The organism is Pararcticibacter amylolyticus, from assembly GCF_003130405.1.
Lineage (GTDB): Bacteria > Bacteroidota > Bacteroidia > Sphingobacteriales > Sphingobacteriaceae > Arcticibacter > Arcticibacter amylolyticus.
On record NZ_QEAS01000009.1, the window covers coordinates 44,404 to 59,439 of the forward strand.

The 15,036-nt window shown below is 45.9% G+C and carries 8 protein-coding genes; all 8 read right to left on the reverse strand.

From position 1 onward, the window contains the following. Nucleotides 1-12 precede the first annotated feature (12 nt). The 8 genes from DDR33_RS11855 to DDR33_RS11890 all read right to left on the reverse strand — a co-directional run bounded on the left by DDR33_RS11855 (nt 13) and on the right by DDR33_RS11890 (nt 15,024). Nucleotides 13-3,420, reverse strand: coding sequence for a TonB-dependent receptor (locus DDR33_RS11855; protein ID WP_109416013.1), 3,408 nt, complete (start codon nt 3,418-3,420; stop codon nt 13-15). Between the two features lie 182 nt (nt 3,421-3,602). Beyond that, nucleotides 3,603-4,811, reverse strand: a complete 1,209-nt coding sequence (locus tag DDR33_RS11860) for a FecR family protein (protein ID WP_109416014.1) — start codon at nt 4,809-4,811, stop codon at nt 3,603-3,605. A gap of 93 nt (nt 4,812-4,904) precedes the next feature. Further along, nucleotides 4,905-5,495 carry an RNA polymerase sigma factor gene (locus DDR33_RS11865; RefSeq protein WP_109416015.1) on the reverse strand — a complete coding sequence of 197 codons (591 nt, stop codon included), beginning with the start codon at nt 5,493-5,495 and terminating at the stop codon, nt 4,905-4,907. 316 nt (nt 5,496-5,811) lie between these two features. After that, entirely contained in the window at nt 5,812-6,642 is an 831-nt protein-coding gene (locus tag DDR33_RS11870) for an SGNH/GDSL hydrolase family protein (RefSeq protein ID WP_109416183.1), read from the reverse strand. Nucleotides 6,643-6,742: 100 nt separating this feature from the next. Next, a complete protein-coding gene (locus DDR33_RS11875) occupies nt 6,743-8,395 on the reverse strand; it encodes a hypothetical protein (protein ID WP_109416016.1) in 1,653 nt (550 codons plus the stop codon). Between the two features lie 59 nt (nt 8,396-8,454). Continuing rightward, nucleotides 8,455-10,161: a RagB/SusD family nutrient uptake outer membrane protein gene (locus DDR33_RS11880; RefSeq protein ID WP_158280725.1), complete on the reverse strand. Its 1,707-nt coding sequence runs from the start codon at nt 10,159-10,161 to the stop codon at nt 8,455-8,457. Nucleotides 10,162-10,172: 11 nt separating this feature from the next. Beyond that, nucleotides 10,173-13,565, reverse strand: a complete 3,393-nt coding sequence (locus DDR33_RS11885) for a TonB-dependent receptor (RefSeq protein WP_158280726.1) — start codon at nt 13,563-13,565, stop codon at nt 10,173-10,175. A 274-nt stretch (nt 13,566-13,839) separates the two neighbouring features. Then, a complete protein-coding gene (locus tag DDR33_RS11890) occupies nt 13,840-15,024 on the reverse strand; it encodes a FecR family protein (protein WP_146198756.1) in 1,185 nt (394 codons plus the stop codon). Nucleotides 15,025-15,036 lie beyond the last annotated feature (12 nt).

Here is a 15,036-nt window from a genome sequence, read left to right on the forward strand (position 1 = left end):
GTCTCCGTTTGATTATAAAGTAAGGTTTACTCCCAATAAAAACGTTTTAGCTCTTGGGTAAGAAAAAAACGTTACATTCTGTCCGAATTTATAAGCCTCTCCTGAAGTGATTTGTGATGTACTTTCGGGATCATAGCCTTTGAAATCTTTGGATGTGAACAACCATGGATTATTGGCACTGGCATAAACGCGCAAAGCCGAAAAGCCCATTCTTTTTGCGAGTCCCGACGAAAATGTATATCCAAGCTGCAGTAAGTTTACACGCAGATATGAACCATTTGCTACCCAGCGCGAGTCTACGTTAGTATCCTGGCCCGCATGCCCGCTGTTCGTCAGATAAATTGCCTGCTGCATCGTACCGGGGTTTGCTCCGTTATAGGCATCCGTCAGGATCTCCTTCAGGCCGTTGGTTATTCCGAAGCGGTCGTAGGTAGAGTGAAAGAACTGCTGGAGGGTTTCCACGCCATAAACGAACTGCAAATCGAGGGTGAGATCGAAATTACCGTATTTCAATGTATTAATAAAACTGCCTGACCAATCGGGAACCCCCTGCCCCAGTACTTCCTGTTTGGCAGACCGGTTCGGCCGCCCGATCTTATCCATCGGGATAACCCCGCCCTGAAAGTCCTCAACCGTATAGATCCCGTTACGTTTATAGCCATAGAAGCTGTTGAGGTTCTCTCCTACCCGGATAATACCGTTTGGCCCTCCTACCCAGCCAAGAACCGTGATGTCTTCGTTGTTCTCGCCCAATTTGAGCACTTCATTTTTATTGAAGTTGGCATTCAACGTGGTATTCCACGTAAACTTTTCTGACTTTAAAGGTGTCGCGTTGATCATAATATCCACGCCCTGATTGCGCACAGAGCCGATATTTTTCATCACAGAAGCAAAACCAGTGGAGTTTGGCAAAGGTGCATCCAGCAGCAGATCGGTCGTTTTACGGTTGTAATAGGAAATATCGAAGTTGAGACGGCTGTTTAAAAGGCCCAGCTCAAAACCAGCGTCATAGGTTCTCGTTTTTTCCCACTTCAGGTCATCGTTCGGCATGGTACTGATATAGGAATAAGGCGCCCGCACCCCGTTCAACAGATAAGTTCCTGACGTTACATTCGCCAGGGCCTTATAGGGATCAATTTCCGAGTTCCCGGTAATTCCATAGCTGGTGTGCAGTTTCAGGTTATTTATCAGGGCATTATCCTTCAGAAAGTCTTCATTCGAGAGGTTCCAGGCAAGCCCTACCGAAGGAAAAAAGGCGTATTTGTTGTTGGCTCCAAACCGCGAAGACCCATCATACCGCCCCGTAACAGTAGCAGAATACCGGTCGTTATAGGTGTAAGCAGCCCGAACGAAATAGGAATTCATCGCCCACCTGGTATAATCAGAGTATGGCGAAGACGGAATGCTTCCTACCCCCATATTGTACCACTCGAAAAAATCGCTGGTGAAGCCTTCCGTTCTGCCTCCGTCATAGTTATAAGTGCGTTCCTGCCAGGACAATCCAGCCATCCCGTTTACGCGGTGCTTCCCAAAGGTTTTGTTATAGGTCACGTATGTTTCCTCCTGCCAGTACAGCACGTCCGTATGGTTGATTTCCGCCCATCCGTTCGGCATGGAAATATTGTTTAATGTGATAGACGAATATCCTTTGTAAGCCTTTTTATGGTTATCAATACCAAACTGGGTCCTCACATCCAGACCATCCATCAGGTGAAAGGTCAGGGCAGCGTTTCCAAAGATCTGTGTATTGTAGCGCATGCGTTTCTGCAGGTCCAGAATAGAAACAGGATTCGCCATACCTTCGAAGCCCAGAACACTTGCCACCGTGGAGGAGGCTGAAGAGGTATATTTTCCGTCAGGCTGACGGACCGGCAGCCAGGGAAGCATTTCAATCATCGTCCGGCGCGCATCCTGGCCGCCGCCGTCTTCAGGTGTGTACCGCCCCCAGGTATGATTAGCAGTGAGGTTAATACTGGCCGACAACCAGTCTTTTACCTGGCTATCGTAAGCCAGCTTACCATTGATTCTCTTATTATAGGTATTTTGCACAATGCCCTGCTGGTTAGAATAGTTCAAAAAGGCACCAGTAGAAGATTTTTCATCCCCTTGCTGAACATTGAGCTGATGATTTTGCGACCAGGCAATCCGGGTAGCTTCTTTTTGCCAGTCTGTGTTATACAATGGATTCCCGCTGGCATCGAAGTAATTGGGGTCATTAAACCAGGTGGCTTTATTCAGCGACCAGTTCTTACCCTGCCACTTGTTTTCATTTTCCAGACCGATCATGAATGCGTCTACCCACTCCTGCGAATTAAGCAGGTCCATATAACGCTGGGCAGAGCTTGGGCCGGCAGATCCCTGGTAACTGATCGTCCTGCGGCCATCTTTATTGCCCCGCCTGGTAGTCACCAGGATGACACCATTGGCGCCCCGGGCACCATAAATGGCGGCAGACGAAGCATCTTTCAACACTTCGATACGCTCTATGTCATTGGGGTTCAGCAAATGAAAATCTTCCATTACGACACCATCTACCACATAAAGCGGATTCGAAGAAGAGTTAATTGTTGCTGTCCCCCGGATGATCACGCGGTTGGCATAGGCACCTGGCTGACTGGAATTAGAAAAAATATTGACACCGGCCGCCTTGCCTCTCAGGTTGTCTAAGGGGCTGAAATTTTGAGACTTGACCATATCAGCACCTTTGGCAATAGCAATCGAGCCGGTCACGTCAGACTTTCGCATCGTTCCATATCCAACCACTACGACTTCCTCCAGTTTAGTATCAGATTTCGCCATCCTGATCTCAATACTTCTTCTCCCGTTTAAAGAGATCCGCTGTGTCTCATATCCCAGGTAGGAAACGACAAGGACAGCATTCAGGTCGGGAACATTAAGAGTAAAGGCTCCGTTTGCATCGGTGCTGGTTCCCTGACGTGCGCGTTCTACTTTAACGGTGACGCCAGGTAAGGTTTCACCGCTTGAGCCATCCTTTACTGTTCCCGTCACCTCCAGCACCTGCAATGTAGAGGCAGGCGGCTTAACAGCCTTGACCTCTGTCTTCTTTGTTATGAAAATAATGTTGTTCCTGACTTCATACCGGAGGGGCTGCCCTTCAAAACACAGATCGAGAACCTTCATAAGATCCTGATCCTTCACCCGGATAGAAATGGGTTTCGCCTCCTTTAGGATGGTGTTGTTATACAGGAAGTCGAACTTCGTTTGCTTCTTTATCCGGGCGATGACTTCCGTTATCGGTGCGTTGGTTACCGTCAGCGTAATCTTTTGTGCAAACCCTTCCGCTCTTATTTGACAAAGGGCAGAAATCAGCAAAATAAAGGTAAATTTTAATCTTAGAATGAGATTTGAACGCGCACAGGAGTCCCTCCTGAAATGGGGTTCAGTAAATTTTTTATACATTTGAATGTCGGGTTTTAATTTAGATTTATTGCAGTTGAATCTATTAAAAGTGCCTGACTCAGCCTTGCTGAGGACCAGGGGAGCTTCCACCTTCCCTTGGTCTTACTAGTTATTTCATCTTCTTTCTGATAATTTTCCTCCTTTCTTAAAAAAATCAACTGGTTAATTTATTAGTCGGTTTTCTATTGGTTTGATACTACAACTATTCTCCCCTTTACTTTAAAATCCACCTTTCCCAGTTTTTTAAGCACTTCGAGAATATCGTTAAGCTCCGAAGAACGGGAAAAGGTGCCTCCAAACTTCTCTTCAGTATCCACCGCCTCATATTCGACGTTGACATCATACCATCTGCTTATCACTTTCATTACACTGATAATATCCTGGTTATTGAATATAAAGTATCCATTTTTCCATGAGATAATATTGTCAGTATTCACATTCATCACGTCAATGTCTCTGCCGCCTTTAACAACGCTCGACTGCTGTCCGGGAGATAATATACGAGACTGGCCGGAATTTAAGTTCCTGGTTTGTATGCGGCCTTCCAGTAAGGTGGTGTTGATCACCGCTTCTTCTTTATAACCGTTAATATTAAATTGAGTGCCCAGAACGGTCACTTCCTGCCTGCCTGTTTTCACAACAAAAGGATGAGCCTTATCCCCTGCTACTTCAAAATATGCCTCTCCCTCAAGTTGCACCCTGCGTTCCCGGCTTCCCCGGAAATTCACCGGGTATATCAGTTTGGAAGCGGCATTCAGCCAGACGGCAGTGCCATCCGGCAAACGTATCTGATACTGACCTCCTCTGGGAGTTTCGATCGTATTGTATTGCTCCGCATTCATGCCCGATGGCATCTTTTGGGCGGTGTAAATGATCTGGCCCTCGGCGGTTTTTGAAATCTTTATCCCCGGCTGTACGGCAATATTTCCGTTAGCGGCATCGGTAAGCGATATTTTCTTTCCGTTACTTAAGGTCAGGAATGCCTTATTCCCGCCTGGACGAACATCGGCAATATGAACGGAGGATGAATTGGTACTACCTTTCCGGTTGTTGAAGAAAAGAAACACGGCCGAGGTAATAATGATAACAGCAGCAGCGGCGGAAACGGTCTGCCATACCCTGACTACCCTCATTCGGAAACCAGCCGTACCGGTGTGTTCCGGCAGAAATAACTTATTTTCAATCCGTTTATAAATTCGGTCGGTCTCCGCCTCTGTCATGTCGCTTTCCTGGTCAAGCCTGTCGGTATGCCTGGCATCTTCTGAAATCGCTGCCTCCCATTCCGACTGGTGAGCGCCACCCTTGATTAGTGAAATCACTTCATCCAGCTCGTGCCGGCTGCATTGATTATTGATGTATTTCAGAAACAGGTTTTTAATTGAATTATCCACTACGGCCTTTTCTTACTTATACAAATGGCAGAGGCTTTACATATATCGTGAAAATAAAAAATTGTAAAGCACCTGACACAAGTGGTTATGAATTCAATTATTCATGAAGAATATCAGTAACGAAACAATGGTATTTTTAAAAGTGATATACTCCCTGATCGACCTGAGCGCTTTCACCATCTGGTTATTTACAGTCCCTTCAGAAATATCCAGTTCGGCAGCAACCTGCTTGTAAGAAAGGCCCTGAAGCTTGCAGCGGATAAACACTTCCCTGCGCTGGATCGGAAGTTTAGAGATCGCCTCGGCAAGCAACAAGTTACTTTCGGCATATTCGATCTGCAACTCGGTGGTATTTTCAACCGGATCCATGTATTTCCGGATTTCTTCGAGAATCCCGGTTTCATGTTGCAGACGTTTCAGCAGGTTGAGCAGATGGCGTTTGGCAATCGTATAGAGATAAGTTTTAAAGGGTTGTTGGGGATCGATAAGTAAACGGGTTTCCCATATTTTAATAAAAACATCCTGAACTACATCTTCCGCCAGTTGCCGCGACTTTGCGGTCCTCAAAATGAAATAGTGCAGTTTTTTAACATGGATATCATAAAGCGACCTTAAAGCACCTTCATGACCCTCCTGAAGAAGGCAGATAAGTTCTTTCTCTGAAAGTCCATCGTAGTTAAACATATTTATAATTGTTCAATGGAATAACATTCGGCTTCACTGATAAGTTATGTTGCAAAAAGAAGCAACAGATGCCGGCAGCAGCAAAAAATATCGCTTCTTACAAGTAACAAATTAACTATTAAACCTTAACACAGTCAATACGAATAAAAGCAACCACTGCAAATCAAAGATAGTGATAGATGGCTAAAATAGAAAAGAATCCCCGGCAATGTTAGGAGATTATGAGAATCTGCACGGCGGGAGTAAAGGCATGAAGGGTACAGTGACAGGGTTTTCTTAAAATGCTAAAGGAACTTAGGAGATTAGTTCAATCCTCTCATAGTCCCAGTCGTTTAAAGGTTTTTGCAAGACACTCCGCAATAATAGCATTTCCCTTATCTGAAGGATGTAAGCCATCATAAGTGAGATTGATGGCAGCGGGAGGATAAGGGTACTCATCCTTCATAGGATCGAACGGCACCCGGCTGGATTGGGGGAATCTGTAATTTTTATATCCACCTTTTTCAGGATCTCTCAGGCGCTTAAAGTTGACAAGGTTTTTCATCCTGAGCAATGGATGGTGATGCAGGTCGACAACTGGAATTTTCTCATATTCACCAATCGAAATAATGGCATTAGCGAATTCCTCCAGCGCTTGATCATTCTTTTTTTGATAGGAACCAAATGCGTTGTTATTGGGGTCCGCGATATAAACAAAGTCGTTGCGCTGCATGGGGGTGACCAAAACAATCTTGGCAGCCGGATTCAACTGGCGGATTTTATCCACGATGATCCGGAACGAACCGTATACAGTTTCATTACCGGCAGCGTTCTGGTAATCTTCCATTTGTCCAACCCGCCTGCCTTGCCACCAGTCGTTTGTTCCTAAAAAAACAGTGTATATATCTGCCCTGACCAGGCCGAGGTTCCCGATTTCCTGCGCGATAGCACCTGATGTCCAACCGTTATGACCCTGGTTGATATATCGCAGACCGGGCAGCATTTCTGTTACCCGTGTAAGATATCCTTTCTTCACCCGGTTTCCGGTTTCATCCGGATGATCGTTCAGGTATGTAATTGAATCGCCGATTGCGAGCCAGGTTAATTCTCTCTCCCTGAAGGACGATAACAGCAACAAGCAGAACAGGATAAAGAAATATTTTTTCATATTATACATTATAAATTTACAGGTTTGTCAATGCCCGGGCTTCAAATAGTCGCTGAAGCCCGGGCATTGGCAGGAATAAAATCACACTATAAAGCATATCCTACAAATCTGCCAGAGATAACACAATACGCTGGCCTTTGGGTCTGATGCGGAACAAACTGCCGTTATCCGTTTTCTCTATCGAGCCATGCGTTGCCCGCAATTGATAACGATGACCATCGAACTCATATTGGGCGCCTTCTCCGGAAACTTCTTTAAAAGCGGTTACAGCGTTCCCGGCCACATAAAGGTCGAGAAACCAGTTGACGGGGGGATTATTTTTCGCCGCAATGGTTATCGATTTCTCGTCCATTGTAATCTCGAAACTACCGGAACCCGCCGGCCATGAAGCGAGCGCCTTCGTTTTACTTATATTCTTAAAGACCGGATCGCCACCTTTTACGGGGACTTCGCGGCCGCCTTCATTCATCATCAAACGAAACCCTTCAGGCTTACCTGCTTTACCCCATTGAAAGCCATCTGCCACCGGCAATGTGTAAAAGAAGCTTTGGTTAATGGTGGTGACGTCTTTCAGATATTTATCCGGCACTGTTTCATTAAACAAGTGAATGTCTGTGATCCTCATACTGCCATTCTCCCAAAGCAAGTTGAGCCTGTAAAAGCGGCTGTTATACCAGATGGTCTTTTTATCACTTTCGCCGAGGTCCCGGCTTACGGTAAAGGTAGTGGCTGGAGTCACCTTATAGGTCTTTTTAAACCATTCTCCGGATGATTTCATCGTTTCAACCCGGATCTTGCCTTCACTGCGGAGACGGGCAATGATGGGCATCTGAATTTCCAGCCCCTTTTTCATTCCCTCCCAGGTGAATGAATTCTCCTGGCCTGCCTGCGTATAATTAAACCCGAGTGACGGGTCGCCGGAAAAAGTTCCGAAGAACCAGTTTATCCACTGTTCATTTCCCCCGGCATGACTGTATACAGGTTCGAGGGTAGTCACCGTCCGGCCATCAGCGTATTGCCTGATCGGATCACTTCCAAGCATCCTGAACACGGGAACAGGAATCTGCTTTTCAGCGTGCTGAGCGGGCATATAAGAATTCAGCCTGCTTGGGTAATAGGCCTGGTTCCAGTAACCGCCCCAAAGAGTAAAGCCGTCGGTACCTACCTGGTCCTTGCAGTTGGCAGACGCAACGATCTTGTACTTATCGTACATGTAACCCAAAGAATGAGCATCGATCACCCATGAAGCAACCGACCTCGGGTAATGTCCGAAAACCTCCCTAAAATCATGGAAATAAACATCGATGATCTTTTCTCGCTCAGCAGGCGTGTAACCCACCGAAAATCCAACATCGGAATGCCAGTCCCATGCATATTTTCCCCGCCATTTGATGCCGGCTTTCTCGATCAGCGGCTGCGGCAGTTCCCACCACGCGCCGATCTCAAACTCGTCTTCGGGCAGGGATTTCAGCAAATCCTGATAACGTTTATCAATAAGCGCATCATATTGAAGTAAGAAGGTGCCGCCCAGATGGTATTTCTTCATTAGCTTGATCTGGTTGACAACAGTTTCGTACAGAACATCCTTCGTGATATTGCCGTCACGCGGTTCAATTTCCCGGATGAAATTAACGATATTGACAATTTTGGGCTCAGGTTGAGGGGATAATTTTGTCCGCTGGGCGAATACACCGGATTGGACAAACAGACAGTATGCAATCAGCAGAAAGAAATGTGTGTTTTTATGGATCATTGCAAAAATATTTATCGTGTGTAATTAAGGAGACAGGAATCCCTGTCTCCTTACGTGCATTACCATCCCGGGTTTTGTTCAAGGGTGTGGCCGTTCGCCTGGTAAAATGCGACCTCTCTGGTCGGCAGCGGCTGAAGGTAATCTTTTGCGGGATCGAATCTTCTACCCTTTTCGGCAATGAGGAAACCGTTCGCATCTACTTTACCGGCATAGCCCGGATCGTTATAGGGTGCACGTCCGGCCCAGTCCGTTCCAGTTATTTTAATACCTTTAATGTCCTGCGGCAACTCCGTTTCCGCAGTTTTCCACCTGCGCAGATCATCGTAGCGGAAACCCTCAAGCGCCAGTTCTACCGTTCTTTCGCGCCGGATCTCCATTTGCATGCTGAGGTTATTCGCCGTCACAAAGGCCGTAGTAAGATGAGGCATTCCGACCCGGTCACGCAGCTTGTTGACCGATATATTAAGATCGGCATCGCTGATTGATCCATTCTTTTCATAAACTGCTTCTGCGTAATTCAAAAGCACTTCAGCATAACGGATAAGATGCCTGTCGTAATCAAACAAACTATTATCCCCTTCCCGGCCCGAATTATTGGCCACAGGATCTTCCGACATGTATTTGTACAGGATGTAGCCGGTATTATAATTACGCTGGGGAACATCCGGCCAGTTAGCAACTTTCGTTACCGGGAAAAACACCCGGTTGGTTAAGGTCCCCGGGATGATCATCGTCTGTGTCATCCGCGGATCCCGCTCCTGGAATTCAGAGGTAAAAGTGCCGTAACCGTGGAAGACAGTACCCGGTGTAGTGATGGGCAACCCATTTTTATCAAGATATAGGTCCACGAGTTTACGGGTCGGATTATAGCCATCCTGGTCGTACATATAGGGGGCATCGTGTCCAAGGATATTCCTGCCATACCGGCGGTCGAGTATGGATTCTTTAGAGTCATCCCCCGCTTCCAGGAACAAGTACCGGTAACTTTGTGCACCGCTGCCGGTGTACAAGCTGTAGGCATTGCTGTTGATCACTGCCAACGAGGCCGTCACTGCTGCATCCAGGTATTTAACAGCATTTGCACCGCCTCTTGATTTCTGCCAGGTTCCTTCAAACAACGCTACCCGCGAAGCCAGGGCCAGAGCCGCTCCTTTAGTGATTCTTCCAATATCAGATGAAGAGATATCCGATTGAACAGGCAGATCATTTTTCGCTTCGTCAAGATCCTTCAGTATGAGGTCAGCAGTTTCAGTACGGCCCGACCTGGGAGCGAACAATTCGGGATCATTTGTTTTTAACACCCTGGTTATGAGCGGCACTCCCCCGTATATTCTGAGTAGTTTCCAATAATACCAGGCCCTGAAAAACTTGGCTTCGGCTACATACCTTTTAATCTCAACATCCTCGCTTCCTGCACCTTTTTCTAAGATATTATTAGCAGACCGGATGTATCCGTAGCAAGAATTCCATGTATCGGATGTTTCGGGCGGAACCAGTTGACCGTTACTTACCGAATTTGGCACATTAAATGCAATATCGGATTCGGTATCCTCTTCGCCAAACCTGTCAAGCCCGTTATAAAGATTGTTAGCAGCCAGCTTAAAATCAGCGCCTGTTTTCCAGAATGTGGCATCCGTAATACTATCCTGCGATACCAGGTTCAGGTCCTTCTGGCAACTGCTCCAAAGAATAGACATCAGCAATAAGGAGACTACAAGGGTTTCCTTACTTATTATTTTATAACGATTTAAATATCTGCGTTTCATACCCTGTTTCATTAAAATTTAACATTTAAACCCATCGAATAAACCCTGTTGAAGGGATAAGTGCCCTCCTGGCGGTAACCGTCTTCAGGATCGAAGTTGCCGCCAAATGTTCCTTTTGAAATGGTAAACAGATCCTGGCCGCTCACATAGATGCGGGCAGATTTCATTTTGATAGCCCGGGCAAAAGCATCCGGCAGGTTATACCCGGCTGTAATAACCTTAAAGCGCAGATAGGCAACATTCTGTATGGTTTTCGTAGATGCACGGTAATTATACCCTCCCACATCGTCCCATCCTAAATTCCCTGGCAGGTATCTTGGAAATTCAGCATCGGGCCGGTCAGCACTGTAAGTTTTGTTATAAAAATATGCCAGCGAAGGCCAGAAGAAGGTATTAGGCCTGCTGATGTTACTTTCATAAATCACATCTCTTTTGCCAACTCCCTGTAAGAATACCTGAAAATCAAATTGTTTATATGCAAGGTTAATGTTAGATGAATAAGAGTATCTCGGGGTAACATTACCGAGGTATATCATATCACCATCAAGCCCCTTGCTCCTATCGCCGAAAGCAGTAAGCTTCCCATCTCCGTCTACGTCCTTATACATCATGTCGCCGATAGAAACCCGCGCCGGTACACCCTGAAGTTTCTTATATTCATCCAGCTGGGCCTGGGTCCTGATAATACCCTCAGAAACATATCCGAAGTAAGAATTGAGGGCATACCCTTTGCGGGTTCTGACCATCCCTTCTCCATAAGAATCAGTATTCATCAGCTCAACCAGCTCATTTCTGCTGTCACTCAGCTGCAGAGAAACACTGTACCGGAAGTCTCCGATCTTATCTTTCCACGTCACAATAGATTCAAAACCCTTCGTCACCAATTTTCCCTGATTGCTGGAAGGCGGTGTGGCTCCGAAGGTTGCCGGCACTGCTATATTCACCAGCATATCGTCATTGATCTTGTTATAGTAATCGAAAGAAAAGGCAAGTCTTGAATTCAGCAAAGCAAGGTCGAGACCAATATTTTTATTGGTGATTGTTTCCCATGTTCTGTCAGAAGAAGCCGGATTGGCGTTAGCTCCGGTAAGGCCTGCATTCGGCGAACCTAAAGGGTAATTACCACTTAGAGATATTAATGGGATATAATCATAAAGTCCCAGATTTCCGATCTCCTGGTTACCCATCTTACCATAAGACACTCTCAATTTTAACAGGTCAAACGCGTTCAGCGACTTAATGAACTTTTCTTCTGAGACGTTATAAGCTATTGCAGCTGACGGGAAAACCGCGCTCCAGCGTTCCGATGGCGCAAACTTTGAACTTCCGTCGGCACGAGCAGTCAGGTCCATGATCAATTTTCCTTTATACCCATACGTTAATCTGCCAAAGTAAGACCCGAGTGCCTGATCACTCAGGTTACCTGTAAAATTTGCATAAGCAACTTTCGTCCGGTCAGCCAGGTTCAGTGTAAACAAGCTGTTGTTCGGAAAATTATATCCAGTTGTAGACTGTCCGGAAATATTCGTTTGTTCCAGTGAAGCACCTCCTGTTAAACTGAACCGGTGATCTGTTCCAAAATCTTTATTATAGTCAAAATAAACCTGGTAGAGTTTATTCAGCGTTTTGCTATTTGTATAACCGGCAGAGTTCGGCGTATTCCGGATATCCTGAATGCCTCCGGTATAATTGCTCCGGATAATTGTGGGATGAATTGCCGTGCTATTAAGATAATCCATCCTGACAGCTACCTGTCCCGTAAGTTTAAAGCCGGGCAGAACAGAATAATCTGCTTTTAAGTTCGTTGCAAACCGTGAAAAATTATCCGTAGTGGTTCCCCCTTCTTCCAGGTATCCGGCCGGATTGGCATACCCCTGGTAACTGTAGAACTGCCCCACCTGGTTATACACCGGAGCATAAGGAAACTGCCTGGTGACATTTTTCAGAGGGCTCTCTCCGTTAATTTCTGAAGGTGTTTTTGTATTAGTATTATCAAAATTTGTCCGGGTTTCTACCGATAATTTATTGCCGATACGAAAGTCGTAATTCATCCGGAGGTTATAGCCATCTGATTTATTCTCGCCAAACCGCAGGATACCATTGTCTCTTCTATACCCTGCAGACATCATATAACTGTTATTCTCTCCGCCGCCAGAAATGGCCAGGTTATGAATCTGCTGGGACGAACTTTTATATACTACCTTATTCCAGTCGGTATAGCCATAAAATCCCGGATAATTTGTCACCCCATAATTCCATCCTTTATCCAGATCCGGTGCAGCATTGGCTTTAATTTTATCAAACACCTCCTGGGGGAATCCGGGCAAACCTGTATTTCTCAAGCCTTCATCTGCAAATTCCGCATATTGCAGGGTGTTCATCATTTTTCTGAGGTAGGTAGGGGTCTTAATACCTGCATTTGCAGTATAATTTACCTCCGGAGGTCCTTTTCTGCCGCGCTTGGTTGTTACAATGATTACACCATCGCCTGCACGCGCTCCATATATCGCCGCGGCAGCGTCCTTCAACACGGTAACGTCGGCAATATCATTGGTATTGATCGTATTGATATCCCCGGGAATTCCGTCGACAAGAATTAAAGGCTTGTTGCCGTTGATTGACGACTCCCCGCGTACTTTCAGGTTGAAGTTTCCACCACCAGGCTGTCCACTGTTTTTCGCTATCGTAAGGCCCGGTATAGTTCCCTGTAAGGCATCGAAACTACTGGTGGTCGGCCTGTTCTCAAACACTTCAGCTTTAACCGAAGAAATGGCACCGGTAACGGCTCCCTTTACGCGTGTTCCGTAGCCAACCACAACGACTTCGCTCAGCTTCGCTTCAGATTTAGATATCCGGATGTCAAGAACAGTTTTTCCGTTCAGAGGTACGCGCTGGCGATGATAGCCGATGTAAGTAAATATCAGAACAGAGGCCGGCGAGGGAACTGTCAATGTAAACGCACCGTTGGCATCGGATACAGCTCCCCGCGTTGTTCCTTCGATTCCGATTGATACACCCGGAAGGGGCTCCCCGCTTATAGAATCCCTTACCACCCCTAAAACCTTCTGATCCGCAGAAACATTGTTTAAGGGGTGTCCGGGTATAGCTTCTTCCTTACGTTTTAGCAAGATGACCTTGTTTACAATACGATATTCGAAAGGTTGTCCCTTTACGCATTCCTCAAGTACCTTTTTCAGATCAAGGTTACGTGCGTCAAGAGTAATGGGTTTAGCACCTTCTATAGCTGCATTATTGTAAACGAAGTCGTAATCCGTTTGCATCTTGATCTGAGCAATTACAGCAGAAAGCGGTGCGTTTTTAACCGACAATGTAACCCGCTGCGCTAATGTCGTCGCCCGCACCTGTATCAGGGCGACAGCTATAAAAAAGCACGTGAGCTTCATTTTTAAGATACGATTGGAAATTACATAGGAATCCCACCTAAAGTAATTTAGTAAATTTTTATACATTTGAATATTAGTTTATTGTGTTAGTGGATAACTGCAATAATTAATCAATTGATAGCATTGCTTATCAGCCAGGAGCGGTTCGAGCGTTCCTGGTTTTAGTTCGCTTTTCTGGTCACATTTTTTCTATAGCATCTCCTTTCTTCATTGGTTGTTTGTCCATTTAATTGTTAGTTTTCAGGTAGTATATAGTGGCTGTTGTTTATAGGTATCAGTTACTGACAATAATTTTTCGTTTATCAATCCTGAACTGAACATGGCCCAGGCTCTGCAAACTGCCCAGGATGTCGGGCAGGTTGGAGGAACGGGAAAATGTGCCTCCGAACTTCTCCTCATTGTTATGAAAATTCCTGTATTCGACGTCTACGTCGTACCAGCGGCTTACTGCCCTCATGATATTGGTGATCTTTTGATCGTTGAACATAAAGAAGCCATTTTTCCAGGCGACCACTTCTTCCATGTCTGCCTTTCCGATGGCCATACTGCCACTGGATCTCTCCAGTTTAGCTTGCTGACCAGGTGTCAGAAGTCCTGATGCGCCCGAAGGCATATCCTTCACCCTCACACTACCCTCCAGCAGAGTTGTGCTGATGTTATGCTCATCATCATAAGCCTTAATATTAAAATGGGTACCCAGTACCGTGATCTCTTGTCTGCCTGAAAGAACTTTGAAAGGCGCCGATTTATTATGAGACACTTCGAAATAAGCTTCTCCCGTAACGGATACCATCCTTGATTTACCACTGAACTGCGTGGGAAAGGTAATGGATGAAGCGGCATTCAGCCACACCTTTGAGCCGTCCGCAAGTACAAGTGGGTACGGAGATTGCTCACCACGGCTGGTAACAAGTGTGTTGGTAGAGTTGTTTAATTCTCGTCCGGTTCCGTTATTTTGATAGGAAACACCATCTGAGGGACTCACATTTACGGTTGTTTGGCCAATCCTGGCCGTTGTGGCAGCCATTGATCTCTTCAACGTAATTTTTTTCCCATTGGCAAGTGTAAGAGTCGCCTGAAATTCCCCCGGTTTGATATTCACTGCAGTCTGCGCTTTTTCCGCATACGGTTTCTTACCCGGGTTCTTCCAGAGCAGGATGCCTGATGTGACCGCCACTATGATCGCAGCAGCGGCACTAGATTTATATATAAGTCGCTTTATCCTGTTCCTGCGCCGGCTGATCTCCGTTTTGACTTGATGGTGAACAGCGTAGAGACGATCTGCTTCTTTTGCGCTTGCAGGAAGCTCAGCTTCCGCTGACAACAATTCTTCCATGATAAGATCCCTCAGTAAATTCTCATCTGCCGTTCCGAACAACTGAAAAAGATCCGATAAGTCTTCCTTACTGCAGGTATTACTAAGAAATTTCTTATACAAAATGGAATGGTTCTCTTTCAAAATATCAAGCCC

What these genes read in the sequence shown, in the direction of transcription:
- DDR33_RS11855 (WP_109416013.1), bottom strand. Translation starts at nt 3,420, where the DNA reads ATGTATAAAAAATTTACTGAACCCCATTTCAGGAGGGACTCCTGTGCG.
- DDR33_RS11865 (WP_109416015.1), bottom strand. Translation starts at nt 5,495, where the DNA reads ATGTTTAACTACGATGGACTTTCAGAGAAAGAACTTATCTGCCTTCTT.
- DDR33_RS11870 (WP_109416183.1), bottom strand. Translation starts at nt 6,642, where the DNA reads ATGAAAAAATATTTCTTTATCCTGTTCTGCTTGTTGCTGTTATCGTCC.
- DDR33_RS11875 (WP_109416016.1), bottom strand. Translation starts at nt 8,395, where the DNA reads ATGATCCATAAAAACACACATTTCTTTCTGCTGATTGCATACTGTCTG.
- DDR33_RS11880 (WP_158280725.1), bottom strand. Translation starts at nt 10,161, where the DNA reads ATGAAACGCAGATATTTAAATCGTTATAAAATAATAAGTAAGGAAACC.
- DDR33_RS11885 (WP_158280726.1), bottom strand. Translation starts at nt 13,565, where the DNA reads ATGAAGCTCACGTGCTTTTTTATAGCTGTCGCCCTGATACAGGTGCGG.